Below are 22376 nucleotides of genomic sequence, written 5' to 3' on the forward strand. Positions count from 1 at the left end.
TCGTCTATCGGTCTCGCGCTGTTTTATGCCTTGCGCGGCGGCGTTACCTGATAATGCTTTTAATGTGGCCTTCTGCCTGTTTTTCGGTCATCCGCCGTGTTTCGGCGGTTTCCGGGCTTTGCCGGTATTTGATTTCTTCGGGGCTTGGTCCGTACGGCTCTGTTTCTCCGCCGCCGGTGTAAGCGGTTTCGGGATGGAAGCTCATTCTTTACCCCCCGGCACTTCCGCATCGCCGTGCACCCGCCGGCAACCGGCTTCTTCTTCATCGGCATTCAGGTGCCGCTCTTCCAGCCAGATCTCGGCGCTCAATTCCGCAACTTCCGCCTGCTTTTGAGCCAACGCCATACGCATTGCCGCAATACCGGCGGGTTTTCCCTTTGCCGTACGGCTTCCGCCTCCCTTGGCGAATCCGAAGGCATAGCCCGCCGCCAATACCGCCGCCAATACCGCGAACTTAAACGCAATATTCCTTGTCTTCATTTCTATTTCCTTAATTTAAAAGGTTTTAATTGCGCACCGCGTCCGCTAAGGATGGTACGGACCGTGCGCCGTCGGGGTTATCTGCGGCTAAAATCTACAAAAACCGCCGCCGCGCCCACTCCCCGGCTGACGGCGCGGCATTCCTATGCCCGCTATGAATTTGCCAGCCTGCCGATGTTCTCCGCCAGCGCGAACCATTCCCGCTCGTCTATGGCGTAGTTCATCGCGGCTTCGGTATCTTTACCGACACGGGAAGCATCTTCCGTAAGGTACGTTTCCCAATCCTCCTGCGTATAAGGTTCGCCGTCCGCATCGCGGACAAACTCCCGCGCCGATTTTTTGGCAATCTCAATCAACCCGGATTCGTGCAGGATTCGGTTTTCCGCCTCCCAACCGTCCAAAGCCTGCCGCATATCCTCCCGCGCGTAATATCTTTCCATCCCCCAATCGGGGCTGCCGTAAGCCGCCGTGCCGTAATATTTCACCGCCTTCGTCCTTTCCGTTTGAGAAAACCGCCCGCAGCATTCACTGTTTCGCCGTGCCGTTGCCCCGCTTTGAAGTTCGATACTTCATCGCTTTGTGCTATCCCCGGCTTGGCAGATATAGCTTCGGGCGGTTTTAAGGTTTAGCCGTTGCCGCTGCCGTTGCTGTAGCCGTTGCCGTAGCCGTTGCCATAGCCGCTACCGTTGCCGCTACCGTTGCCGTTGCCGTCGCCGTCGCCGTTGCCGCTGCCGTTGCCGTAGCCCTTGCCGTTGCCGTAGCCGCTGCCGCTGCCGCCGCCGTCGACGCCGCCGTAGCCGTTGCCGTAGCCCTTGCCGTAGCCGTTGCCATAGCCGCTACCGTTGCCGCTACCGTTGCCGTTGCCGTAGCCGTGCTTCAATGGTTGATCTAGATAACTCATGACTGGTCGACCTCCAGCGCGGTGCGGATTGATTCAGCCGCGCCGCCTGTTACTGGGATAATCTCAATCGCCTCGAGCCATACGGAATCAAGCTCGCCGCAAATTTGGCTGCCGTCTTGCCTGATGCCGTGTCGTGCGACACCTGACAGGCTGATTGATTCCTTTGCCCACCAGCTGTACATTCGGCGCGCTTTTGTCAGAATCACTTCATTGCCTGCTTTTTGTTTCAACACACCAAACCAAACGCCTGCCGAATAAGTGCGGATGATGACTTCCTTGCCGATGGCAAAGTCGTTGATACCTTTTTGCTCGGCAACTGTTACCGGCGGTTGCGGCTCATGTTGCGGTTCGTCAAATTCGGTTGAAATGTCGGCGCGTTTTACACCCATTGCCGCTTCGAAATCGGCAGCAATGCCTGCAAAGACTTTTATAAGGTCTGACAAACTTTTCACTTCAAATTTATTTGCTTCCATTTTTGTTTCCTTTCGGGGTGGGGTTGGTTTCTTTACAAAACAATCATTACCTTCTCTTTTAAGCCGTCTTTTTTCACTGTAAAAGTGAAGGCGGTGTGATTGATGCTTTCGCTTTTTCTAGTGGTCCATGTCGCTGCTGCGTCGCGGCAGATTTCACCAACTTTCAATAAAAGGCTTTGCTCGTCCTTTGCCCTCGCGCCAAACCGATTTATTCTGCTGATTAATTCGTTCATCCCGTTTCCTTCAAGTTGTTGTTTGTTTCGATGGGTGTATTATAACTATTACCTATATTTAATCAATAGGCAATAGTTATATTTTCATCCATATATACTTATTGAATTGATTTTTAGAAGAAAAAAGTTTGAAAAAAAACCGCCCGAATGGCGGTGTATCATGAAAAAGAAAACCGCCCTAGGGCGGTTCGGTATTGTTATGAGTGGTAAGGAAGCCAAGAAAAAGACAAAGGACGGCTCTCGGAGAGAATATGGTTGTGTGTTGTCATTCTTACATAAATGCGGTCGTTGTCTGAAACGGGTAGTCCGCTGATTGTTTGGTGTAGCATGAATGACACGTTTTCTTCTGTATCACTGCCGTCATATGATGGAATCTCAAGTGCAGAGATTACATCATCGTTGCGGACGATTTCCAGAAAAATTTGACCGGTTTTCATAGTCTGTATATCCATGCCTTCGGCGGAAAATGAAACAGACAGGCACAGGCGGCCTAGAATGGCCTGCGGTGTCGGAATATGGCATATATCGGGGAATATACCTATCAGGCTGTATTTGTCATTTTCCGCATGGCGGATAATTTCATCGCAATAGTGGACATTTAAGTGAATCATGCCTGCTCCATATATTCGTACCGCCGTTCGAACGCTGCGCGAACTTCAAGCGGGGAAACGCCTAATGCGTTTGCCAATTTTTGTACAGTCTTATCTTGCAGGGATTGTTTGCTGTTTTCGATGCGGGACAGATAGGGTTGAGGCAATCCTGCGGCGGTTGCCAATTCGGACTGGGTAAACCCCTTTTTCATCCTTAAGCTGACAAATGTTTCCCCGCCTGCTTTGAGGGCTATTTTATCGGCAATTCTTGCTGCCGCCCTGTCCATCGCTGCTTTGCGGCGCGGATTTTTCCGCACATGCTCAATATGCTCTGCGGCAGGGGTAGTGTTAGGGCTTATCGGTTTGACGCATTTAATCTGCCCGTTTATCCGCAGGCATTTTATGTGGGTGACGGGGATGGCGGATGTAGGTGTTGATACTGTGCAGGCGGCCACGGCAACAGTGAGTGTTGCACCCATTTTGAACCATGTGCCGTTAGTTGGAGTACAGTTCTTCATAGTCTTTGATAATCCGTTTTGTGATTGGGTGTTCTGCCTGATAGTCAAATTCGTCTGTCTTCTTGTTTACAACAGCCAATATATCTATGCGGCGGATATACGTGCCGTTTGGCTGTTTTTCATGGCATGGTGCGTAAATTATTCTGTATCCGGCGGCTTCTTCGCTGTCAAATCGGACGCGTAAAACTTTGATGTCTTTTCCCCATAATGACAATATGGGTTTCACTTCCAAGTCAATCGGGCCTATGGGTTCGCCATATTCCCTGAAGTATCTGTTTTTGTATAAGCCGTCAAAAATAGCAGAGTCCGCCTGAATCATCGCAATGACATTCTCGAGATAACCGACCGCTTCTTCGTCTTTTTCAAAGAGGCGGTCTAAATCCTGCTCGGCGTTAAAGTGGACGGTCAGCTCCATGAGTGCCCTTTTTATATATATATATTATATCTTTTTAGTTATACCGCGCAATATGCGGTAATAAATCAGTTGTTCAAGTATTTTAATCCGGCACGCTCCACCAGAAGACGCGGTCTAGAACTGGCTCAAACGCCATGCGCCGCGTATGCGTCCGATGATGCGTACGGCGTTTAAATCTTCGCCGCGCACGGTTTCGGTTCGGTATGAGCTGTTGTCGCTGATGATCATCAGGCCGCCGCCGACGGTGGATTGCAGCCGCTTGGCCTTAAGGCCGTCTATATACCAAAGCAGGTAGAGGCCGTCGCCATCGAAGGCTTCGACGGCGGTATCAACGAACATTACGTCGCCGTTTTCGATGGTGGGCTCCATGCTGTCGCCACGGGCTGTAATGACTTGGATTTTGTTGAGGTTTCCGCCCAGTTTCTCCCGCGCCCATGCGGCAGCGACGGTTACATAATCCACAACCTCGATATAGTGGTCGTTAATCGTGCCTGCGCCGCAGGTCGCTTCGGCATTTAAGCGGGGGAAACGTATGCTACTTTGTTCATTCGATTTTAAGACTCTGAATGTTTCAATGCCGAAATGGCTTGGCGTTACTACGTCTGAGAAATAATCAATTAATTTATCTAGATGTTTTTTATCTATTCGTCCATTTTTTATCCAACCTGAAACGCTTGGCTGTTTCACCCCAAAATGATCGGCAACCTCCTTTTGACTGACATTTTTTCTCTTAATCGCTTCTGATATTGCTTGTCCTAACTGTTCGCCTGAAAACATTTTGATCTCCGAATTAATTGCGCATAAGCATTGGTAATCGATAATAAAAGGCATAACCTATAAAAGGCAATAGTTGTATTTAATATAAGTATTAGCTATAATGAAGCTATTTAATTGAGTAACTGGCTATGAGTATCCAAAAAGCAGTTGATTATTTTGGTAATGAATCCCGACTTGCACGGGCGATCGGAGTTAAACAACCGACGGTGTGGGCTTGGAATAAAAAAGGAACGCCGCCCCCGATCATTCGGTGCGTGCAGATTGAAAAATTAACCGGAGGCGCAGTGAATCGAAAAGACTTACGTCCTGATGACTGGCATCTAATCTGGCCGGAATTGGCAGGCGACCAACCCAAATAAAAAGCCCGTCGGGTCAGATGTTAATTGATATAACCGAATTGAAGCGGAAGTCATCCGCAATTTACCGGAAAGGAAAAAAATGAAGAAGCAGGATAAAAACCGCCTGTCGAAGAAAGACAGACGGCTGATTAAAAAGGCGATGCTGAAAGCCGCCGCCAAAGGCTGCGATGAGGTTTACAGAATCGCGCCGGGGTTGAAAGACGGCTTTGAATTACTTGGAAAGCAGCCCGATTAAATATTCGTTATCGGTATTTGGCTCCGATTCTTCGGGTTTTTGATGAAGTGTTCGGATGAATACCGCCAATTCTCCGGCTTGTCCTTTGGCCGTACTGCCCTTTAAGCGGATAGAACCGCTGCGGATAAGCTCTTTGGCGAGTATGAAGGATAAGTCGGACGGCATTTTTTTACTCCGTCGGCCGTTGTGTGGAAACCCGGTTGCAACGGGGTGATGGCAAATCGGAAAGACGGCTGACCGCCCGGACAGACGGGCGGCCGATAAAGAAAAACCCGCACGGGGCGGGTAATCCCCCCTGAATTGCAGGGAAGCGGTTCAGGTAACGGCGAAAGGCGATTATGAATCAAAAACAAACGCAATGCAAACAAATTGTCGATTACATCCGTAACAAGGGATGCATCACATCCCTTGAGGCTTATCAGAACCTGAAGGTGACGCAGCTTGCGGCACGGATAACCGACTTGGAAGGCAGGGGCTTCGTGTTTGCCAAGCCGCGCATGAAGGCGGGCGGCCGCGGGAAGCCTGTTACGCATTATTCGATTGTCAAAAACGGAGCGGAAGTATGAGTGCGAGGCTGATGGGGATGGCTTTCAAAACGGGTATCCCGAGGGGGCAGCGTTTTGTTTTGGTGAAGTTGTGCGACTGCGCCAACGACGAGGGCTTGTGTTATCCGTCGCAAGAAACGCTGGCGGAAGATACGGGCTTCGCCGAAACCGCCGTACGGCAGCATATCAAGTGGCTGAAGGATAACAATTTCATCAAGTCCGCCCGGCGGCAGAGGGGGCGGGAGAGGAAGTCCGACATCTACCGCATCAACGTCGCCCTGCTTGAAAAATGCTATGCGGAGGCGGCAAAACGGAAGGCGGCGCGGCAGGCAAAAATGTGGGAAGAACCATTGGATTACGAACCGTCGGATTTTGAACCGTCGGATTTTGAACCGTCGGATTTTGAACCTTCGGATTTTGAACCTTCGGATTTTGACGCTAAGAACCATCAGATTTTGAGCGATGAACCATCAGATTTTGCGCTAAGAACCATCAGATTTTGCGCTAAGAACCATCAGATTTTGAGCGGCGAACCGTCAGATTTTGACGGTTCCTTATATGTAGAACCGTCAGTAGAACCGTCAGTAGAACCGTCAGGATCAAATGCGCGCGGCGCGCGCGCCCCTGCCGGACCGCACCCTGCGAAACCGCAAACGGCGCCTCCCGAAACCGCACCGGCGGCGAAGGCGAAAAAAACCGGCAGGCACGAAACCGAGCTTTCGCTGCTTGCCGACTACGGCATCACGGGGCAGGTGGCGGCGGACTTCCTGCAAGTCCGCAAGGCAAAACGGCAGCCGCTGACGGAAACGGCAATGCGCCTGATTGCCGCCGATGCGGAGAAATGCGGGATGACGGCGCTGCAGGCGGCGGAGTACGCCATCGCCAGCGGCTGGGGCAGCTTCCGCGCCGACTGGCTGCAAAACAAAACTTTCGGCAGGTCCGGAAACCGCGGCGGCCCGACGCACAACCAAACCGCCGCCGTGCCGGATGCGGGAAGCTACGGCGATATGCCGACGACGGATTTTTGAGGGGGCTTGGTATGGCTTTGAAGGGCGCGTCTGATTTTTTGAGGGCTTTCTGCAGTGTGCAGACCGAACGGCGGCAATGCGCGGAACACGGCGGATACGCGGCGAAAAGCGTTTTGCGCGGCGTGTGGACGGGCTGCCCGGCCTGCCGGAAGCTGGAGGCGGCGGACGAAATGGCGGCATACGCGGAAACGCTGCGCCGCGAGGCGATGCGCGACGCGCTGGAAAAACGCATCGGGCGTTCGGGCATCGCCCCGCGGTTCAGAAACTGCCGGATTGAAAACTACGCCGTCAGCGATTCGATCCCGGGGATGGCGAGGGCGAAGGCGGCCGCCGCCGAGTATGCGGCAAACTTCGCCGATGTGTTGCAGACGGGGCGGAGCATGATTTTTTCGGGCAGGAGGGGCACGGGCAAAAACCACCTTGCCTGCGGCATCGCCCGCGAAGTCATCGCCGCCGGCAAAAGCGCGCTGGTCATCACGGTGGGCGATATGCTGCGGACGGTCAAGGACAGTTTCGGCGGCGGCGGCGGCGAGGCGGGGGCGGTCGGGGTTTTCGTGAAGCCCGATTTGCTGGTGCTGGACGAGTTCGGCGCGGGCAGTCTGTCGGAAACGGACGGGCGGATTTTGTTTTCCGTCGTCAACGCCCGGTACGAGCGGCTGATGCCGATGCTGGTGCTGACCAACCTGACGGCGGAAGCCTTCCGCGAAAACACCGACGCGCGGATCAGGGACAGGCTGCGGGACGGCGGCGGCAAGCTGATTCCGTTCGACTGGGAGAGCTACCGTGCGTGAAACCTGTTTCTATTGCAACCATGCCGACTTCAAAACCAACACCGGCACGCCGGTGCGCGGTTTTGCGAAATGCGCGAAGGCGCGGAATGCGGAGGAAAAAGCGACGTACTACCCGCGAACCAATCCGTGCGCCGCCGGGGCGTTTCAGACGGCATCGGGGGCGGCAGTCGCAAAAAGGACGGCGGTGCTTGGGGAATATCCCCCCCCCGCAATGCGCCGAATTTGAGCGGGAAGGCGGGTAAAACGCTTGGGGAATACCCCAGCCTACCCGAGATTTAAAAAACGCGTTAAAACGCAAATTTGAAAGGAAATACGGAATGACGGTCCGAAACACGCAAACCGAAACCGTCCGGACGGAAGCCGCGCCGCAACAAGGCGGCAATACCAACCCGGGCTATTACAAAAACCGCGCCTTCGAGTGCGTCGGGTTTGCGCAATACCTCAACTTCAACCTCGGCAACGCCTTCAAATACATCTGGCGGCACAAGGAAAAAGGCGGGCGCGAAGACTTGGAAAAAGCCCTGCGGTACTTGGAACGCCAACGCGCCGACGCGCCGAAGTTCAAGAAACTCAAATGCCGCCGCTATGAAAAAATGTACGCCGGTCTGAAAGATTGCGGGTTCGACGGCGGCACGGAGGCCGCGCTGCTTGCCGTCATCTCCGCCGCTTATTACATCCGCGACGGCGAAGACAATTTTGCGTGGGCGGCCGCCTGTGTCGAAGATTTGTTGGAAAAAATGCCGCCTGAAGCGGGGCGGGCCCCGCACCCTGAAAGCCCGATGCCGCCTGAAACGGCGGGCGGAGGCATTTGACCCGCCAACCCGACCGCCGTGATTCCCGCGAAAGCGGGAATCCGGAATCCCGGACTTTCAGATAATCTTTGAATATTGCTGTTGTTCCAAGGTCCGGATTCCCGCCTGCGAGGGAATGACGGAGGCGGCGGGAATCCGACCCCGACCCATAAAACCGACCGAAAGGAAATAAAACAATGGATACCCTGTTAAGCATCATCACCGCGCTGTCGTTTGCCGGGGCGGCGACGTTGGCGGTATGGCTTTTGGTGGAAGCCGCCGACGCGGTTTTGCGCCGCAAGCGCGACGGCAAAGGCGAAGACGACTTCGACGGCTTCGGATATTAAACACATAAAAACAAAAGGAAAAATCAAAATGGCGGAAGAAATGCGCACCTGCAAGGCCTGCGGCGGGACCAAGCCGTTGGAGAAAGGGTTTAATGCCGTCCCGCGCAAGGAAGGGGGGGTCTATTATTACAAATCGTGCAAAACCTGCCGCAACAAGGCAGTCCGGCAAAAGCGCGCGGAAAAACGCGCGGCGGCGGGAGCCGGCGCGATGACGGCGGCAAGGCTGCACGGATACATCCGCGCCGCGCACGCCGCCTGCCCGATATTGGGCGCCGGCCTGTGGACGCAACCGGCAGGGGAATGCGCGTGATACGCCTTATCCTGCCTTACCCCGTATCGGCAAACCGATATTGGCGGATTTGGCGCAACAGGGCGGTCAGGAGCGCGGAGGCGGCGGCGTATAAGTCCGTCGTCCGCCGTATCGCGCAAGAAGCGGGCGCGATGCCGTCCGAAGGCGCGGTTGCCGTATATGTGCGGCTGATACCCAAAGCGAACAAAGACGGCGGCGCAAACAAGACGGTGATCGATTTGGACAACGCCCTGAAGGTTGCGCTGGACGCGCTTCAAGGCGTTGCCTATCACAACGACAGGCAGGTGCGGCGCATTGCCGCCGATTACGCCGACGAGCCGGTCGCAGGCGGCGGTTTGGCGGTGGAGGTGGGGGAGTTGGATGAAAAGTAAAACCGAAGCGGAAAAATCACATCTGCAAAAAGTGGCGGATATAGGTTGTATTGTTTGCCGCAATTGCGGGCGGTTCGGCGTTCCTGCCGAGGTCCGCCATATCCGAAACGGTGCAGGCGCGGGCTGCGGTAGAATTTGGAATCATTTGGGAGTTTTGATGTATAGAACCGCTTGGCGGATTGTGCGGAAGGGGAACTTCAGACGGCCTTCGCGGAAGGTGTAATGCGGACTTTGGTTTTGTTGCATGAAAAAGGGTTAATCAAGCTATGAATCAGCAAGAATTTGAATTTATGAACGACTTGGCGCGTGCTTTTGAGCGTCGTTACCGTGATACGCGCAGCCTAAATAGATGTTTGAGTATCGAAGGCCGTTATATGGGGGAGGAAGCTTGCCCGCATAAGCCTGAAATCGGCTTGAGATACGGCGAAGATGCCATGTTTCTTACTTTGCAGGCATGGGCGAAGGTGGATGCGCCGCAACAAGAGGCCGTCCGTATTTCGTTCGGCATCGGTGCGAAGTCGCAGGCAGCCTACGAGGAACGTTTGCAGGCTGAAATCAGGCGGCGCGGCGAGGGGCCCCTGCATTTGCAGACGGATTTGGGCTTGGCCGCGTGGTATAGGGCGATACGGCAGGCGGCAGGGAATGATTTTGATTTGCTGTTTGAGAAGGTTTGATTTTCTTTTCGGTTGCGCTATGATTGCGAAAATTAACACTTCTTAATGGGGTGGGAATTTGCCCAATCAAATTTAACCAAGGAGATTAACATGAATGCGGCGGCTGTAAGTGCGGTATTTAAAGAACGGATTGCTTCCCATGCGGAACATGTCAAGAAGGTTGCACATATCTGTACTACCGAGGAGACGACAAAACAGGCTTTGATTTTGCCTTTATTGGATATTCTAGGTTTTTCGGCATTCGATCCGAATAAGGTTCGGGCGGAATACCAGGCGGATTTCCCAGGTGCAAAATCAGGGGAGCGGGTCGATTACGCATTGTTTTGCAACGGCGCACCGGTTATGTTTATCGAAGCAAAATCATATACTGAAAATTTGTCCAATCATTGTCCGCAGTTGTCGCGTTACTTCAATGCCACGCCTGAAATAGCCATTTGCGCGATTACCAACGGCCGGGAATGGCGATTTTTTACCGATTTGTCCAACAAGAATATTATGGATTCGGAGCCGTTTTTGACCGTTGATGTTACGATGTTGAATGAAAATGATATGGCGCAACTGTATCAGTTCAGGCACGACAAGTTTCAACCTGATGCATTGCGAAGCCTTGCGGAAGAAAGCATATACCTGACGGCATTTACAGAATCAATTACAGAAAGCTTGAAAGAGGTGGATTTGGATTTCGTCCGTTATGTGGCGGGAAGGGCGAATATTCAACGGCAGTTTACCCAACGATATTTGGAAAGCATCCGTCATATCGTCAAACAGGCTGTTCAAAATACGGTTAGTTCAATGGTTGTATCGGGACTGAGTGCGCCGAAAGTGCAGGAGGAGGCCGCCCCTGTTGAGAAGGAGCAGGAAGACCCGACCGCGCCGATTATCGACCCCGAAAACAATAAAATCGTTACCACTTATTCAGAAAGAAGGTTGTTTGATTTGGTTAAATCAATTCTTCCTGATGATGCGAGTATTGAGGCAAAAGATACGGAAAGCTATTTCGGCGTATTGGTTGATGGTAAAAGTAACAGGTGGATATTACGGTATTTTGACAACAAACAAAGGCCGTCTGTAATCTTCCCTATCGAATTGGAAGAGTCGGATATTTCGAATATCGAACGATGCGGACTTGAGGTATCAGGCAATCAAGTTATTATTGATACGCCTGAAAATCTGCTTCGCGTTGCTTGGTTGGTTATTGATTCTTACCGATTCTGTTGTGATGACGAGAATTTTAAACGCAAACCCAAATAAGGTAACAAAACCCCTTGCATGTGCAGGGGGTTTGTTTTATATTCCCACTCACGAGGTGTCGTAACCTCTTCTACAACGGCAATCACTCCGTCAATGTGATTTTTTCATATCTGTAAGTTTCCTTTCGTGTTGTTTGTTTCGATGGCACAACCGAAGTTTCTTATGGACGCGTGGGCGACGAATACAATACCCGTAAGGGGAATAAGTCCGCCCATCTAGTGAGGGTTCTTAACCACGCGTCCGCCCTAACGGGCATTAAGAAAACTCACTAGGAAACTTCATTATGAACGTAATTCAATCATTTAATTTCAATACTACTTCTCCCGTTCGTGCCTTTGAAAAAGACGGCTTGACTTGGTTTGTTGCCGCCGATGTATGTAAGGCTTTAGAAATCCAGAACCCAACGCAAGCACTTGAAAAATTAGATGATGACGAGCGGTCTATGTTTAACATAGGGCGGTCTGAAATTCACGGAGGCGGCGGTAACGTGAACATCATCAACGAAAGCGGTTTATATATTTTGATTCTTCGCAGCCGTAAAGCAATGGAACAAGGCTCAACCGCTTGGAAATTCCGCAAATGGGTAACATCCGAAGTCCTGCCCACCATCCGCAAAACAGGCGGCTGCCAAGTCGGACAAAAAACCACCGCCGACGACCGTACCGGATTGCGCCAAGCCGTTGCCGCACTTGTCGGACGCAAAGGCATAGACTACTCCTCAGCGTACAGTATGATTCACCAACGCTTCAACGTCGAATCCGTCGAAGACATCCCCGCCGGGAAGCTGCCCGAAGCCGTCGCCTACGTCCACGCGCTGACCCTGCACACGGGCTTGACGGGCGAAGTCCTCGACCGCGAACCGTTACCCGCGCCGCAACCCGCCCTGCCCATAAGCGGCAACGCCCTGTACGACCTCGCCGTCGCCGTCAGCTACGGCGCGCGGGCCATCCAAATGGGCAGAGACGTTTCCCTGCCGCTGAAGCAGCTCGGCTGCAGGCAGGCGGTTACGATGTGGACGGTCTGGGCGGAAACGCGCAGCCGCCTCAAAGCCGCCGCAAACGCCCTCGAAGCCTTAAGCGCACACGCCGACGCGGAACACGCAGAAAAAATCCGCCCGATACTGCCCGAAATCCGCAACCTGTCGGCGGTTTGATGCAGTAGGGAATACAAATGCCGTCTGAATCTTCAGACGGCCTGTTGTTTTTTCCGGCAATAGGTGTATAATTCAAATCGTTACCCTTGCGGGGATTTTCGCACGCCCGAAGGATATGAATTTTTAAGCCCGTACATAACAATGTGCGGGTTTTTGCGTTTTAGGCTGTCCGAATTTGAGCTTCTGCCTGTACAGGTAGCGGCGTTCCGTTTTTCCTATGTGGCGAGTGTGTGTTTGCCGTCTAATTCTGAGAGGGGTCAGAGTTAGACGGTTTCTTTTTTGAGGAGGGTTTATGAGCGGCACGAAACGCAAATTAGGCCGTCCGACAGATTACACGAAAGACATGGCCGATAAGATATGCGAAAAAATCGCAAATGGCAGAAGCCTACGTTCAATATGCGCCGAAGATGGTGTGCCGCCAATGAAAACTATTTACCGTTGGTTGGAAGCTAATGAAGAATTTCGCCACCAATACGCGCGCGCGAGAGAAAAGCAGGCGGACTATTTCGCTGAAGAAATCATCGAGATTGCCGATAGTGCACAAGCAGAGAGCGCGGCGGTTTCAAAGGCGAAATTGCAGATAGATGCCCGAAAGTGGGCGGCTTCCAAGATTGCGCCGAAGAAATACGGCGATAAGACGGAACTTGACGTTAAATCGGGCGATGGGAGCATGAGGGCGGCTGTACGGCTTGATGCTGAGGAATATCGCAAGATAGCGGAAGATGTGTTGCGTAGGGTTTAGCATAAAACGCTAATCATAAGAGGGGCTGTATGGCCGTTTCTCCAAAGGAAGTTAGAATGAAATGGCACTAGGGCAATTCGACGATGTTGAAACATCAGTAATTCGCAGTTTAAGTTCTGCAAGCCTGTATATGTTCACGCGCCGGATGTTTTATCAAAGGCGCGGCTATGTTTGGCAGCGGGCGAATCACCATGCGCCAATCTGCAACGCGCTCGAGCGTGTTTTCAACGGCGAAACGAAACGCCTGATTATCAATATTCCGCCGCGATACTCGAAAACGGAAATCGCGGTCGTGAACTTTATCGCGTGGGCGATGGGGCGCGTGCCTGATTGCGAGTTTATCCACGCGAGCTATTCGGCGGCGCTGGCGGTCAATAACTCCGTACAGATTCGGAACTTGGTGCAACACGAAGAGTATCGGGCGATTTTTCCTGATTTGGCACTGGCAGGCGAAAGCGGCCATCACTGGAAAACAACCGCAGGCGGCGTGATGTACGCAACAGGTGCGGGCGGTACGATTACAGGTTTCGGTGCGGGCAGGCATCGGGAGGGATTCGGCGGCTGCATCATCATTGACGACCCGCACAAAGCAGATGAAGCGCGAAGCGAGGTCAGGCGGCAGAACGTCATCGACTGGTTTCAAAACACGGTCGAATCCCGGAAGAACAGCCCTGACACGCCGATTATCCTGATTATGCAACGCCTGCACGAGAAAGACTTGGCGGGCTGGCTGCTTGACGGCGGCAACGGCGAAGAGTGGGAACATTTGTGCCTGCCTGCCATTCAGGAAGACGGCACGGCGTTGTGGCCTGAAAAGCATGATATTGAAACATTGCGCCGAATGGAGCAGGCCGCGCCGTATGTGTTTGCCGGGCAGTATTTGCAAAAACCTGCGCCGCCTGACGGCGGTACGTTCAAGCCTGACAACCTGCAATTTGTCAAGGCGTTGCCTGCCGGGAATATCAGATGGGTACGCGCGTGGGACTTGGCTTCAACCGCAAACGGCGGCGACTACACGGCAGGCGGCAGGCTTGGCGTTACGGAAGACGGGCGGTATATCATCGCCAACGTCGTGCGCGGCCGGTACGGCGCGGACGAGCGGGACAGGATATTACGCAACACGGCGCAAAAAGACGGCGTGAAAACGAAAATATCCATCCCGCAAGACCCCGGGCAGGCAGGCAAATCGCAAACACTATACCTGACCCGCCAGTTGGCGGGTTTTTCCGTATCCGCCGGCCCCGAATCGGGCGACAAGGTTACACGCGCCGGACCGTTCGCGGCACAGGTCAACATCGGCAATGTGATGGTGTTGGACGACGGCACATGGGACACGGACGCGCTGATTGCGGAAATGCGCATGTTCCCGAACGGCCGGCATGACGACCAAATAGACTGTTTGGGCCGTGCGTTTGGCGAGCTGCTGGATACCCGGACGGGCATGATTGATTTCCTGCGATCGCAGGTCGAGGCTGTGAAATGAGTAAAAAGACACCTTTATCGCAAGGCTTTATTGCCCGCGTTGCCGCCGGCGTCCGTTACGCCTTTACCGGCAACGCGGACGGGTGGTTCGACGCGGGCGAGCCTCCGGCCCCTGCCGCGCAGCAGGCAGAGGGGCGGCGGTTTGATTACGAGCCGTTCTACAACGTCGGGCATTCCAAGCCGCGCGAACGTGAAGCGGTAGGCTTTGCGCAATTACGCGCCCTTGCCGACAACTACGATGTATTGCGTTTGGTTATCGAGGCGCGTAAAGACCAAATGGAGTGCCTTAAGTGGACAATCCAAAAGCGCGACGTCGAATCAACCGAAGACGACGAATCGCAACGGAAAGACCGAAAGGTCGATGAAGCCGTTGCGTTCTTCCGGTCGCCCGATAAAGAACATACGTGGGCGGACTGGCTGCGCATCTTGCTGGAAGACCTGTTTGTTATTGACGCGCCGTGCATCTACCCGCGCAAAACACTGGGCGGCGGCTTGTACGCCCTCGAAGTGATGGACGGGGCGACGATTAAGCGCGTTTTGGACAATACGGGGCGTATGCCGTTACCGCCCGATACGGCGTATCAGCAAATCCTGCACGGCATGGCGGCGGTCGATTACACGGCTGACGAGTTGATTTACCGTTCGCGGAATAACCGAAGTTACAAGGTTTACGGCTATTCGCCCGTCGAGCAAATCATCATGACCGTGAATATTGCCTTAAAACGGCAGGTTCACGCGCTGGAATACTACACGGCGGGCAGCGTGCCCGATGCTTTAGTCGGCGTGCCTGAAACGTGGTCGGCGGACGACATCAGGCGGTTTCAAGAATACTGGGATTTGCTGCTGTCGGGCGAAACGGCGCAGCGGCGCAAAATGCGTTTCGTGCCGGGCGAGTTGTCCCGAAACTTCCGCGAGACGAAGCAGCCGCCGTTGAAGGACGTTTACGACGAATGGCTGGCGCGTGTCGTCTGCTTTGCGTTTAGTGTCGAGCCTACGCCGTTCGTGGCGCAGGTAAACCGCAGCGTGGCAGAGACGAGCCGCGAGCAGTCGCTTTCAGACGGCATGGGCAGCCTGAAAAACTGGGTAAAAGCCCTGATTGACGACGTGCTTGCCCGTTACATGGATATGGCGGCGTATGAGTTTGTCTGGAAGGGGGAGGAATCGCTCAACCCGAAAGAACAGGCTGAAATCTACGCCATCTACAAAAACGCAGGCATCTTGACCGCCGACGAAATCCGCGCCGAACTGGGCAAGGAGCCGTTACCGGGGCAGGGGCAGCCTGAACCGGATAAGCAAGACGGCCGAAAGCCCGAAGAGCCGCCGAACCAAGGGGCTGAAAAGTTGGGAAAGTCGGAAAGCCCGATGAGCGAAGACGAATCTGCCGCGCTTATTGAGGCTTATTTGCTGACACGCATTGACGGCTTGGCCGAACAAATCGCGGCGCTGATTGAGGGTGCGGCCGTCGATTGGCAGGCCGGGGATTTGGCGGCGGAATTGAGCCGCGCGGCAGGGGTTGTTGCAAACGGCTTGGATTTTGGCGATTGGTCGGGATTGTCCGATGTGGTCGAGCCGATAATCAGGCGTGTTGCGGAAGACGGGGCGGTTGCCGCCTTGTTGCGCGTAATGCCTGAACCTGCCGCCGGTATGGTTACGAACATTCGCAGCCGCGCCGTCAAGTGGGCGCATGAACGCGCCGCCGAAATGGTCGGCATGAAGCGGGCGGGCGGCGGGCTTGTCCGAAATCCTGCCGCCGAGTGGCAAATCACCGAAGGGACGCGCGAAATGATACGCGCCCAAGTAGCCGAAGCCATGCGAAACGGCGACAGTGTGCAGGAATTGGCAGGCCGCCTGAAAGAATCCCATGCTTTCGGCAACGCACGCGCCCGAACCATTGCCCGAACGGAAACGGCGATGGCGGACGGTATGGGCAACCTGATAGGCTGGGAAGGAACGGGGCTGGTTGCCGGCAAGCAGTGGATAACCGCAAAAGACGACAAGGTGTCCGATGTCTGCAATGCCAACGGCGGGATGGGCGTAATCGGTTTGCACGAGCCTTTCTCCCACGGTGCGTTGACGATACCCGGTCATCCGAACTGCCGGTGCGCGGTTGTGCCTGTTTTGGCAGGGGATATGCCTGAATCTTGATTCCTTCGGGTCAGGCGGGTGTGTTTTGCCGCCCCTTCGCGGGGCGGCTTTTTTTTGGAGCAAACCAATGACGAAGTTATACGCGCAAATCGCCAAGACGGAGGCGCAGGACGACGGCACGGTCAAAGTTTGGGGGTATGCCTCGAGCGAAGCGGTCGATTCGGACGGCGAAGTCGTCGCGGCGGAAGCAATGAAGGCGGCGATTCCCGATTATATGAAGTTCGGCGCGGTGCGCGAGATGCACGGCTCAAACGCGGCGGGAACGGCGATTGAAATCAACGTGGAAGACGACGGGCGCACATTTTTCGGGGCGCATATCGTTGACCCTGTTGCCGTGACGAAAGTCAAGACAGGCGTTTACAAAGGCTTTTCCATCGGCGGCAGGGTTACCGCCCGCGATGATTTGAACAAGTCGCAAATCACGGGCTTGAAGCTGACGGAAATCAGCCTTGTCGACCGCCCTGCCAATCCCGACGCGGTGTTTACCTGCTTTAAGGCGGACAAACCGAAAGATGAGGCAGGGGCGGCGGATAAAGACGGCAAGCCGTCTGACAAACCAACCGAAGAGGAAGATGAAAATCCTAAAGACGGCGATAAAGGGCCTAAAACCGAAGATAAAGGCGATAAGGACGCCGGCAAAAAGGACGAAGCCGGAAAATCGGCAAGCGTCGAATTGTCCGAATCTGAAATCGCCGCCTTGAAAGCGGTATTGGCTAAAGCCGACAAGCCGAAAGGCGGGACGGCCGCCAAATCAATGTACCAAGTCAAATCACCGGCTGATGTATTGATGTCGCTGAAATGGCTGGTTGAGGACGCATCCTACGACAACATCGATGAAGCCGTTACCGCGCAAATCAAAGAATCGGCGGCCGGCCTTGCCGAATCGCTGAAAGCGTTGGCGGCAAGCGAAGCCGATAAGCCGGCCGACGGTTTGGCGGCCAAAGCCGGCAAATCAGGCGATCTTGCCAAAGCGGAATCGGCTGACGAACTGGCAAAGGCACAAGACGCGCTGAAAAAATCGAATGACGCCCTTGCCAAAGCACAGGCGGAAATCGAAAGCCTGAAGAAACAGGCAGTACCGCCGAAAGGCAGTACGAAAGCTATCAGTAAGGCAGAAGATAACGGCGAAGACCCGTTAAAAGGTTTTCAGCCGATTGTAAAGAATGACGGCACGCTGGATGACGTGGCGACACTCATTAAGGCAAAACAAACAGGCCGTCTGTAACACCGCTTACAGGCGGTTTTTTTATTATCAGGAGCGATAAATGAACGTGAACCAACTCACACAAGAAACGATTGAACTGATGAAGTCGGCACAAGCGGGCGGCGGGCCGCCTGACAAAGGTTTTACCCAGCCGGCCGGCTTTACCGCCGGCCTGCAAACCTATGACCTTTCCGCGCCGTCTCAAAAACTCTACCCGGTATTGACCCCGTTGCGCAACCGTATCCCGCGCGTGGGCGGCGGCCGCACCATCGGCTCGAACTGGAAAGCCGTCACGAATATCAACGTCGGCAACCAACGCGCCGGTATCGGCGAAGGCAGGCGCGGCGGCGTCATCAATCACGAAACGGTGGAACGCAACGCGCAATTCCGCGCCATCGGCTTGGAAAACCAAGTAACCTTTGAAGCGGATTACGCCGCGCGCGGTTTCGAGGACGTGAAAGCGTTGGCGGTCGCCCAAACCCTTCAGGCTACTATGGTTGCCGAAGAAATGATTTTGCTGGGCGGCAACACCAGCCTGAAGGCAGGCGTTACACCTACACCGACCGCCGTCGTTTCCGCCGACGCGGCGGGCAAACTCGGCGTCAGCACCTTGTCTGTAATCTGTGTGGCTTTGGGCTTGCAGGCATACTGGGATGTGGCAGGCGCGAACAACGGTGCAACCGGACAAAGCCCGAACATTAAAACTGCCCAAGTCCCTGCCAAAATCACACGCCGAAACGCGGATGGTACAACCGATACGTTCGGCGGCGGTTCCGCCCGAAAATCTGCGGCGGCTTCCGTTTCCGGTATTGAGGCAGGCAAAAAAGTAACCGCCGTGATTCCGGCTGTTCGCGGCGCGGTTGCCTATGCTTGGTACTGGGGTGCGGCCGGTTCTGAAAAACTGGGCGCGGTTACCACTGCCGCCAAAGTGGAAATTTCGGCTGATGCCGAAGGTACCCAGACCGCCGCTTCCCTGCCGTCCGAAGACAATTCCACTTCTATTTTGGAATTTGACGGCCTGTTGACCCAAATCGCCCTGCCTGATTCGGGCGCGTTCTGGTCGGACAACAAAGGCGGCGGCCTGACTTCCGACAACGCGGGCGGCGTGTATGAATTTGAAGAGGCGTTCGCGCATTTCTTTACCCGATACCGCCTGTCCCCCGATACCGTCTACGTCAACGCCCGCGATTTGGCGGCGCTGACCAAGCTGATTATCGGAAACAGCGGCGCGCCGTTGATTAAGTTGAACGTTGACGTGAACAATACGGCGAACATCCGCGCCGGTGTCGTTGTCGGTTCGTATATGAACAAGATCACGGGCGACGACCTGAACATCGTGGTACACCCGAACCTGCCTGCCGGTACTTACCTGTTCTACTCAAGCCGCCTGCCCGCCTACGTTCAGGGCGTCGGCAATCTGCTGCAAGTGCGTACGCGCCAAGAGTATTACCAAATCGAATGGCCGCTGCGCACCCGTATGTACGAATACGGCGTCTATGCGGACGAGGTGCTGCAAGGTATGTTCATGCCTGCCTTCGGTATGATTACCAACGTGGGTTAAGCCGATATGCCGTCTGAAAATCAGACGGCTTTTTCTTTTGGAGATTTTGAGATGACAGTCAAATTAAAAGCGCCCGAAGGGTTTACCGACGTTTCCTTCGGCAGCCAAAGCTACGCGGCAGATGAAAACGGTATCGTGGAAGTGCCGTCGGAGGCGGCGGAATTCCTGTATCAGTTCGGTTTTGGCAACGTTGCCTCCGAGCCTGCCGAAGGGCCTGAAAAAGCCAAGCGCGGGCGTAAACCTAAAACCGGGCAGCCGGCAGGACAATCCGAACCTGCCGAAGCTGCCGAACCTGCCGAAGCCGAAGCCGAAGCTGCCGAACCTGCCGAAGCAGAAGCCGAACCTGCCGAAGCCGAAAAGGCTGAATAACGATGGCCGCCCCGGTATCGCTTGAGGAGTTCAAGCAGCGTATCGGCGTTGAACATGACCGGCGGGACGATTTCTTCCTCAGCGTCATTGACGGCGTGTCGGCGGCGGCGGAAGCCTATATCGGGCGCAGCCTCCTGGCCGCCGATTATGTCGGGCGGTACGACGGCAACGGCAAAGACCGCATCGTGTTGGACAATTATCCCGTCCTGTCGGTGTCGTCCGTCAAAATCAACGGCGCGGATGCCGGCGGCTGGGAGTTTGACAACTGGCTGCTGATGCGCCCCGAAGGTTTCGCGCGCGGGCTGAAAAATGTCGAGGTATCGTACCGCGCCGGTTATGAGCGCATGCCCGCCGACATACGCGAAGCGGTGATGATTATCGCGGTGCAGCGCGTGAACGAAATCGAGGGCAAGGGCGTACGGAGCAAGACGCTTGCAGGCGAAACCGTCGCTTTTTCTACGTTCGGTAATTCCGGCGGTATGCCGCCGTCGGCGTTTGCGATACTCAATGAGTACAAACGAAAGGGCGTGTGATGCTGAAGATGGAATTTATCGGCGGCGGTATTCTGGCGGCGGTTTTTAAAGCATATGCCGCCGATGTTCAAGATGCGGTCGTCAAATCGGTGGGCAGGTCGGCATTGCGCCTGCAAAGCGAAGTTGTGCTGAACCGGTTATCGGGCCGGGTGTTGGGGGTAAGGACGGGGGACCTGCGACGCTCCGTACATCAGCGCGTGAACGTTTCCGGCAATGTCGTTTCGGGCGAAGTCGATACGAACGTCCGTTACGGCATCGCGCATGAGTATGGTTTCGCGGGCAGTGTCAACGTTAAGGCTTCGCTGCGCCAGGTCAGGCAGGCGTTCGGCAAGCCGCTGAAACCGCCGCGATATGTCCGCGTCCGCGCCCATACCCGTGATGTGAAGTTGCCGGAGCGGTCGTTCCTCCGTTCGGCATTGCGCGATTTGACGCCGAAGTTCGCGGACGACCTGCAAAAATCGATTGGAAAGGTGTTGAAATGAATCGTGAGGCGGTTTATTCCGCGCTGTGGGCGAAGCTGGACGCATTGGACGGCTTCGTAACCAAGAGCCGGAAGCTGGTGCACTGGAACGATGTGAAACGCTACGATCAGCCTGCGTTATTTATGGCGCAGGGCGATATGCAGGCGTTGACATTGACGGGGCGGGAGACCAAGTGGATTTTGCGCGCCGATGTTTACCTGTACGTCCAGACGGCGGGCCAACCGCCCGCGCCCGTCATGAATCCGCTGATTGACGCGGTGTGCAATGCCGTGAACGCCGTCCACCCCGTTACGGGCAAGACGGATTTAACGGCGGACGGCGCGGATATCGAGTATTGCCGCGTCGAGGGTACGGTGGAAACCGACGAGGGGACGCTTGGCGAACAGGCGGTTTGTATTATTCCGATTGTGATTTGCGCCGCGTAATGCGGCTTTTTTTGAAAGGGATGTCATGCAGTTGACGTTTGGCAGCGGCGAAGTGTTCGCCCAAATGATTACGGATGCTTACGGCAACCGTGTACAGAACGCAACGCCCGTGCGGATTATGGGCTTGCAGGAAATGTCCGTCGATTTGTCGGCGGAATTGAAAGAGTTCTACGGTCAAAACCGTTATCCTTTGGCTGTGGCGCAAGGCAAGGTCAAGGTGTCGGGCAAAATGAAAGGCGCGTTGATTAACGGCCTGACCCTCAATACCCTGTTTTTCGGTACGGAATATGCAACCGGCACGATGAAGGCGCTTTGGGCGGAAACTACGGGCAAAGTCCTCGATGGCGACAATTATTCTTACCTTCAGGCAGCCGCGCCCGGCGGCGGCAAGTTCGCTGAGGACGCGGGCGTGATGGGCCAGGACGGCACGGCTTATATCAAAGTAGCATCCTCCCCGAAACAAGGCCAATATACGGTTTCGGATGCCGGCGTTTACGCCTTTAACAGCTCGGATAAAGGCAAAACCGTTTATCCGAGCTTTACCTATACGCAAACGATGCCCCCGGCGAAGAAAATCGAGCTGACCAATATGGCGACGGGCAACACGCCGACGTTTAAGATGAGGTACCTGACGCAGTTCAAAGGCAAAAAAGCCCTGTTGGAACTGGAAAGCGTAACCAGCGGCAAATTGGGCTTGTTCTCGACTAAAAACGACGACTTCTCCGTCCCCGAAATCGACTTTACCGCCTCAACCGACGAGGCGGGCTTTAAAATCGGTACGCTGTGGATTCAGGAGTAATGTTTATATGCCGTCTGAAAAGGCGGCTTTTTTTATTCAACCAAAGTCAAGGAAATAAAAATGACCGTACGGATTAAAGGCGTAACCGTAGAACTGAACGGCGCGGATTATGTGATTCCGCCTATTGCGCTGGGCGCGTTGGAGCAGTTGCAGGAGCGCATCGGCTCATTTGACGGCAATGCGGCGGATGCCGGACAAATCTCTACCGTTATCGATTGCGCCCACGCCGCCCTGAAGCGCAATTACCCGGATTTAACGCGCGAAGAAGCGGCCGATTTGATCGATATCGGCAACATGAACGAAGTGTTTGCCGCCGTGATGGACGTTTCGGGCTTGAAACGCAAGGAGCAGGAAGCCGCACAAGCGGGGGAGGCCAGGGCGGCGGATTAAGT

At 54.5% G+C, this 22376-nt stretch carries 35 protein-coding genes; 24 read left to right on the plus strand and 11 right to left on the minus strand.

All coding sequences use genetic code 11. The annotated features are described in order from the left end of the window. Positions 1 to 43 precede the first annotated feature (43 nt). The 10 genes from HT085_RS02785 to HT085_RS02830 form a co-directional block, all read right to left on the minus strand. On the minus strand, positions 44 to 205 hold the full coding sequence (locus HT085_RS02785) for a hypothetical protein (protein WP_003691530.1): 162 nt from the start codon (positions 203 to 205) through the stop codon (positions 44 to 46). Next, entirely contained in the window at positions 202 to 480 is a 279-nt protein-coding gene (locus HT085_RS02790) for an NGO1622 family putative holin (protein WP_003691529.1), read from the minus strand. Before HT085_RS02790 ends, HT085_RS02785 begins: the two co-directional genes overlap by 4 nt. A gap of 152 nt (positions 481 to 632) precedes the next feature. Continuing rightward, entirely contained in the window at positions 633 to 965 is a 333-nt protein-coding gene (locus tag HT085_RS02795; protein WP_003691528.1) for a hypothetical protein, read from the minus strand. A 140-nt stretch (positions 966 to 1105) separates the two neighbouring features. Beyond that, complete coding sequence (locus tag HT085_RS02800; protein WP_003691527.1) at positions 1106 to 1381, minus strand: hypothetical protein; 276 nt, start codon at positions 1379 to 1381, stop codon at positions 1106 to 1108. After that, positions 1378 to 1854, minus strand: coding sequence for a DUF6948 domain-containing protein (locus HT085_RS02805; protein WP_003691526.1), 477 nt, complete (start codon positions 1852 to 1854; stop codon positions 1378 to 1380). The genes HT085_RS02800 and HT085_RS02805 overlap by 4 nt, the downstream gene beginning before the upstream one ends. Positions 1855 to 1886: 32 nt before the next feature. Further along, the gene (locus tag HT085_RS02810; protein WP_003692842.1) at positions 1887 to 2087 is read right to left on the minus strand and encodes a hypothetical protein; all 201 of its coding nucleotides are present in this window, start codon (positions 2085 to 2087) and stop codon (positions 1887 to 1889) included. Positions 2088 to 2284: 197 nt separating this feature from the next. Beyond that, on the minus strand, positions 2285 to 2698 hold the full coding sequence (locus HT085_RS02815; RefSeq protein ID WP_003687963.1) for a hypothetical protein: 414 nt from the start codon (positions 2696 to 2698) through the stop codon (positions 2285 to 2287). Continuing rightward, positions 2695 to 3156: a helix-turn-helix domain-containing protein gene (locus tag HT085_RS02820; RefSeq protein WP_003687965.1), complete on the minus strand. Its 462-nt coding sequence runs from the start codon at positions 3154 to 3156 to the stop codon at positions 2695 to 2697. Before HT085_RS02820 ends, HT085_RS02815 begins: the two co-directional genes overlap by 4 nt. Before the next feature lie 16 nt (positions 3157 to 3172). Beyond that, the gene (locus tag HT085_RS02825; RefSeq protein WP_003687967.1) at positions 3173 to 3610 is read right to left on the minus strand and encodes a hypothetical protein; all 438 of its coding nucleotides are present in this window, start codon (positions 3608 to 3610) and stop codon (positions 3173 to 3175) included. A 114-nt stretch (positions 3611 to 3724) separates the two neighbouring features. Beyond that, positions 3725 to 4441 carry a LexA family transcriptional regulator gene (locus tag HT085_RS02830; protein WP_003687969.1) on the minus strand — a complete coding sequence of 239 codons (717 nt, stop codon included), beginning with the start codon at positions 4439 to 4441 and terminating at the stop codon, positions 3725 to 3727. 74 nt (positions 4442 to 4515) lie between these two features. On the opposite strand from HT085_RS02830, the gene HT085_RS02835 reads away from it, so the two are divergent. Beyond that, positions 4516 to 4746 (plus strand): transcriptional regulator, encoded by a 231-nt coding sequence (locus tag HT085_RS02835; RefSeq protein ID WP_020997318.1) that lies wholly within the window; start codon positions 4516 to 4518, stop codon positions 4744 to 4746. A gap of 79 nt (positions 4747 to 4825) precedes the next feature. Continuing rightward, positions 4826 to 4981, plus strand: a complete 156-nt coding sequence (locus tag HT085_RS02840; protein WP_047923772.1) for a hypothetical protein — start codon at positions 4826 to 4828, stop codon at positions 4979 to 4981. Here HT085_RS02840 and HT085_RS02845 read toward each other — a convergent pair. Further along, on the minus strand, positions 4958 to 5146 hold the full coding sequence (locus HT085_RS02845) for a hypothetical protein (RefSeq protein WP_050157615.1): 189 nt from the start codon (positions 5144 to 5146) through the stop codon (positions 4958 to 4960). The two genes, HT085_RS02840 and HT085_RS02845, sit on opposite strands and share 24 nt — an antisense overlap. Before the next feature lie 173 nt (positions 5147 to 5319). Here HT085_RS02845 and HT085_RS02850 point away from each other — a divergent pair, with 173 nt between their 5' ends. The 22 genes from HT085_RS02850 to HT085_RS02950 all read left to right on the plus strand — a co-directional run bounded on the left by HT085_RS02850 (position 5320) and on the right by HT085_RS02950 (position 22374). Beyond that, on the plus strand, positions 5320 to 5547 hold the full coding sequence (locus HT085_RS02850) for a helix-turn-helix domain-containing protein (RefSeq protein WP_003691442.1): 228 nt from the start codon (positions 5320 to 5322) through the stop codon (positions 5545 to 5547). Continuing rightward, on the plus strand, positions 5544 to 6554 hold the full coding sequence (locus HT085_RS02855) for a helix-turn-helix domain-containing protein (RefSeq protein WP_014580341.1): 1011 nt from the start codon (positions 5544 to 5546) through the stop codon (positions 6552 to 6554). The genes HT085_RS02850 and HT085_RS02855 overlap by 4 nt, the downstream gene beginning before the upstream one ends. Before the next feature lie 11 nt (positions 6555 to 6565). Continuing rightward, on the plus strand, positions 6566 to 7345 hold the full coding sequence (locus tag HT085_RS02860; RefSeq protein WP_025455804.1) for an ATP-binding protein: 780 nt from the start codon (positions 6566 to 6568) through the stop codon (positions 7343 to 7345). Positions 7346 to 7357: 12 nt separating this feature from the next. Further along, entirely contained in the window at positions 7358 to 7624 is a 267-nt protein-coding gene (locus tag HT085_RS02865) for a hypothetical protein (protein ID WP_172763933.1), read from the plus strand. A 38-nt stretch (positions 7625 to 7662) separates the two neighbouring features. After that, the gene (locus HT085_RS02870) at positions 7663 to 8157 is read left to right on the plus strand and encodes a DUF3310 domain-containing protein (protein ID WP_003691434.1); all 495 of its coding nucleotides are present in this window, start codon (positions 7663 to 7665) and stop codon (positions 8155 to 8157) included. A 176-nt stretch (positions 8158 to 8333) separates the two neighbouring features. Beyond that, a complete protein-coding gene (locus tag HT085_RS02875) occupies positions 8334 to 8483 on the plus strand; it encodes a hypothetical protein (RefSeq protein ID WP_003689110.1) in 150 nt (49 codons plus the stop codon). Between the two features lie 28 nt (positions 8484 to 8511). Continuing rightward, positions 8512 to 8793, plus strand: coding sequence for a hypothetical protein (locus HT085_RS11675; RefSeq protein ID WP_003689109.1), 282 nt, complete (start codon positions 8512 to 8514; stop codon positions 8791 to 8793). Further along, positions 8784 to 9164, plus strand: coding sequence for a RusA family crossover junction endodeoxyribonuclease (locus HT085_RS02880; RefSeq protein ID WP_017147222.1), 381 nt, complete (start codon positions 8784 to 8786; stop codon positions 9162 to 9164). Before HT085_RS11675 ends, HT085_RS02880 begins: the two co-directional genes overlap by 10 nt. A 266-nt stretch (positions 9165 to 9430) precedes the next feature. After that, the gene (locus HT085_RS02885; protein ID WP_003691430.1) at positions 9431 to 9838 is read left to right on the plus strand and encodes a hypothetical protein; all 408 of its coding nucleotides are present in this window, start codon (positions 9431 to 9433) and stop codon (positions 9836 to 9838) included. 90 nt (positions 9839 to 9928) lie between these two features. Then, positions 9929 to 11089 carry a type I restriction endonuclease gene (locus HT085_RS02890; RefSeq protein ID WP_003691428.1) on the plus strand — a complete coding sequence of 387 codons (1161 nt, stop codon included), beginning with the start codon at positions 9929 to 9931 and terminating at the stop codon, positions 11087 to 11089. Positions 11090 to 11372: 283 nt separating this feature from the next. After that, complete coding sequence (locus HT085_RS02895; RefSeq protein ID WP_106158880.1) at positions 11373 to 12242, plus strand: BRO-N domain-containing protein; 870 nt, start codon at positions 11373 to 11375, stop codon at positions 12240 to 12242. A 292-nt stretch (positions 12243 to 12534) separates the two neighbouring features. Further along, positions 12535 to 12984: a terminase small subunit-like protein gene (locus tag HT085_RS02900; RefSeq protein WP_003695485.1), complete on the plus strand. Its 450-nt coding sequence runs from the start codon at positions 12535 to 12537 to the stop codon at positions 12982 to 12984. A 61-nt stretch (positions 12985 to 13045) separates the two neighbouring features. Then, entirely contained in the window at positions 13046 to 14467 is a 1422-nt protein-coding gene (terL, locus tag HT085_RS02905) for a phage terminase large subunit (protein WP_003697216.1), read from the plus strand. After that, positions 14464 to 16611, plus strand: coding sequence for a phage portal protein (locus HT085_RS02910; protein ID WP_003691423.1), 2148 nt, complete (start codon positions 14464 to 14466; stop codon positions 16609 to 16611). Before terL ends, HT085_RS02910 begins: the two co-directional genes overlap by 4 nt. Positions 16612 to 16678: 67 nt before the next feature. Continuing rightward, positions 16679 to 17836 carry an HK97 family phage prohead protease gene (locus tag HT085_RS02915; RefSeq protein WP_010360058.1) on the plus strand — a complete coding sequence of 386 codons (1158 nt, stop codon included), beginning with the start codon at positions 16679 to 16681 and terminating at the stop codon, positions 17834 to 17836. 40 nt (positions 17837 to 17876) lie between these two features. Further along, positions 17877 to 19376, plus strand: coding sequence for a hypothetical protein (locus HT085_RS02920; RefSeq protein ID WP_003689084.1), 1500 nt, complete (start codon positions 17877 to 17879; stop codon positions 19374 to 19376). A gap of 6 nt (positions 19377 to 19382) precedes the next feature. Beyond that, a complete protein-coding gene (locus HT085_RS02925) occupies positions 19383 to 19745 on the plus strand; it encodes a hypothetical protein (RefSeq protein WP_003689082.1) in 363 nt (120 codons plus the stop codon). 2 nt (positions 19746 to 19747) lie between these two features. Beyond that, complete coding sequence (locus HT085_RS02930; RefSeq protein WP_003689080.1) at positions 19748 to 20278, plus strand: head-tail connector protein; 531 nt, start codon at positions 19748 to 19750, stop codon at positions 20276 to 20278. Further along, complete coding sequence (locus tag HT085_RS02935) at positions 20278 to 20760, plus strand: HK97 gp10 family phage protein (RefSeq protein WP_010360061.1); 483 nt, start codon at positions 20278 to 20280, stop codon at positions 20758 to 20760. The genes HT085_RS02930 and HT085_RS02935 overlap by 1 nt, the downstream gene beginning before the upstream one ends. Further along, positions 20757 to 21185 carry a hypothetical protein gene (locus tag HT085_RS02940; protein WP_003689076.1) on the plus strand — a complete coding sequence of 143 codons (429 nt, stop codon included), beginning with the start codon at positions 20757 to 20759 and terminating at the stop codon, positions 21183 to 21185. Before HT085_RS02935 ends, HT085_RS02940 begins: the two co-directional genes overlap by 4 nt. Positions 21186 to 21210: 25 nt before the next feature. Next, entirely contained in the window at positions 21211 to 21984 is a 774-nt protein-coding gene (locus HT085_RS02945) for a hypothetical protein (RefSeq protein ID WP_003692869.1), read from the plus strand. A gap of 60 nt (positions 21985 to 22044) precedes the next feature. Then, positions 22045 to 22374, plus strand: coding sequence for a hypothetical protein (locus HT085_RS02950; RefSeq protein ID WP_003689072.1), 330 nt, complete (start codon positions 22045 to 22047; stop codon positions 22372 to 22374). The last annotated feature ends 2 nt before the right edge of the window (positions 22375 to 22376 follow it).

This window comes from Neisseria gonorrhoeae, assembly GCF_013030075.1.
In the GTDB taxonomy this organism is placed as follows: Bacteria; Pseudomonadota; Gammaproteobacteria; order Burkholderiales; family Neisseriaceae; genus Neisseria; species Neisseria gonorrhoeae.

What these genes read in the sequence shown, in the direction of transcription:
- HT085_RS02785 (WP_003691530.1), bottom strand. Translation starts at nt 205, where the DNA reads ATGAGCTTCCATCCCGAAACCGCTTACACCGGCGGCGGAGAAACAGAG.
- HT085_RS02790 (WP_003691529.1), bottom strand. Translation starts at nt 480, where the DNA reads ATGAAGACAAGGAATATTGCGTTTAAGTTCGCGGTATTGGCGGCGGTA.
- HT085_RS02800 (WP_003691527.1), bottom strand. Translation starts at nt 1,381, where the DNA reads ATGAGTTATCTAGATCAACCATTGAAGCACGGCTACGGCAACGGCAAC.
- HT085_RS02805 (WP_003691526.1), bottom strand. Translation starts at nt 1,854, where the DNA reads ATGGAAGCAAATAAATTTGAAGTGAAAAGTTTGTCAGACCTTATAAAA.
- HT085_RS02810 (WP_003692842.1), bottom strand. Translation starts at nt 2,087, where the DNA reads ATGAACGAATTAATCAGCAGAATAAATCGGTTTGGCGCGAGGGCAAAG.
- HT085_RS02815 (WP_003687963.1), bottom strand. Translation starts at nt 2,698, where the DNA reads ATGATTCACTTAAATGTCCACTATTGCGATGAAATTATCCGCCATGCG.
- HT085_RS02820 (WP_003687965.1), bottom strand. Translation starts at nt 3,156, where the DNA reads ATGGGTGCAACACTCACTGTTGCCGTGGCCGCCTGCACAGTATCAACA.
- HT085_RS02825 (WP_003687967.1), bottom strand. Translation starts at nt 3,610, where the DNA reads ATGGAGCTGACCGTCCACTTTAACGCCGAGCAGGATTTAGACCGCCTC.
- HT085_RS02830 (WP_003687969.1), bottom strand. Translation starts at nt 4,441, where the DNA reads ATGCCTTTTATTATCGATTACCAATGCTTATGCGCAATTAATTCGGAG.
- HT085_RS02835 (WP_020997318.1), top strand. Translation starts at nt 4,516, where the DNA reads ATGAGTATCCAAAAAGCAGTTGATTATTTTGGTAATGAATCCCGACTT.
- HT085_RS02840 (WP_047923772.1), top strand. Translation starts at nt 4,826, where the DNA reads ATGAAGAAGCAGGATAAAAACCGCCTGTCGAAGAAAGACAGACGGCTG.
- HT085_RS02845 (WP_050157615.1), bottom strand. Translation starts at nt 5,146, where the DNA reads ATGCCGTCCGACTTATCCTTCATACTCGCCAAAGAGCTTATCCGCAGC.
- HT085_RS02850 (WP_003691442.1), top strand. Translation starts at nt 5,320, where the DNA reads ATGAATCAAAAACAAACGCAATGCAAACAAATTGTCGATTACATCCGT.
- HT085_RS02855 (WP_014580341.1), top strand. Translation starts at nt 5,544, where the DNA reads ATGAGTGCGAGGCTGATGGGGATGGCTTTCAAAACGGGTATCCCGAGG.
- HT085_RS02860 (WP_025455804.1), top strand. Translation starts at nt 6,566, where the DNA reads ATGGCTTTGAAGGGCGCGTCTGATTTTTTGAGGGCTTTCTGCAGTGTG.
- HT085_RS02870 (WP_003691434.1), top strand. Translation starts at nt 7,663, where the DNA reads ATGACGGTCCGAAACACGCAAACCGAAACCGTCCGGACGGAAGCCGCG.
- HT085_RS02875 (WP_003689110.1), top strand. Translation starts at nt 8,334, where the DNA reads ATGGATACCCTGTTAAGCATCATCACCGCGCTGTCGTTTGCCGGGGCG.
- HT085_RS11675 (WP_003689109.1), top strand. Translation starts at nt 8,512, where the DNA reads ATGGCGGAAGAAATGCGCACCTGCAAGGCCTGCGGCGGGACCAAGCCG.
- HT085_RS02880 (WP_017147222.1), top strand. Translation starts at nt 8,784, where the DNA reads ATGCGCGTGATACGCCTTATCCTGCCTTACCCCGTATCGGCAAACCGA.
- HT085_RS02885 (WP_003691430.1), top strand. Translation starts at nt 9,431, where the DNA reads ATGAATCAGCAAGAATTTGAATTTATGAACGACTTGGCGCGTGCTTTT.
- HT085_RS02890 (WP_003691428.1), top strand. Translation starts at nt 9,929, where the DNA reads ATGAATGCGGCGGCTGTAAGTGCGGTATTTAAAGAACGGATTGCTTCC.
- HT085_RS02895 (WP_106158880.1), top strand. Translation starts at nt 11,373, where the DNA reads ATGAACGTAATTCAATCATTTAATTTCAATACTACTTCTCCCGTTCGT.
- HT085_RS02900 (WP_003695485.1), top strand. Translation starts at nt 12,535, where the DNA reads ATGAGCGGCACGAAACGCAAATTAGGCCGTCCGACAGATTACACGAAA.
- terL (WP_003697216.1), top strand. Translation starts at nt 13,046, where the DNA reads ATGGCACTAGGGCAATTCGACGATGTTGAAACATCAGTAATTCGCAGT.
- HT085_RS02910 (WP_003691423.1), top strand. Translation starts at nt 14,464, where the DNA reads ATGAGTAAAAAGACACCTTTATCGCAAGGCTTTATTGCCCGCGTTGCC.
- HT085_RS02915 (WP_010360058.1), top strand. Translation starts at nt 16,679, where the DNA reads ATGACGAAGTTATACGCGCAAATCGCCAAGACGGAGGCGCAGGACGAC.
- HT085_RS02920 (WP_003689084.1), top strand. Translation starts at nt 17,877, where the DNA reads ATGAACGTGAACCAACTCACACAAGAAACGATTGAACTGATGAAGTCG.
- HT085_RS02925 (WP_003689082.1), top strand. Translation starts at nt 19,383, where the DNA reads ATGCCGTCTGAAAATCAGACGGCTTTTTCTTTTGGAGATTTTGAGATG.
- HT085_RS02930 (WP_003689080.1), top strand. Translation starts at nt 19,748, where the DNA reads ATGGCCGCCCCGGTATCGCTTGAGGAGTTCAAGCAGCGTATCGGCGTT.
- HT085_RS02935 (WP_010360061.1), top strand. Translation starts at nt 20,278, where the DNA reads ATGCTGAAGATGGAATTTATCGGCGGCGGTATTCTGGCGGCGGTTTTT.
- HT085_RS02940 (WP_003689076.1), top strand. Translation starts at nt 20,757, where the DNA reads ATGAATCGTGAGGCGGTTTATTCCGCGCTGTGGGCGAAGCTGGACGCA.
- HT085_RS02945 (WP_003692869.1), top strand. Translation starts at nt 21,211, where the DNA reads ATGCAGTTGACGTTTGGCAGCGGCGAAGTGTTCGCCCAAATGATTACG.
- HT085_RS02950 (WP_003689072.1), top strand. Translation starts at nt 22,045, where the DNA reads ATGACCGTACGGATTAAAGGCGTAACCGTAGAACTGAACGGCGCGGAT.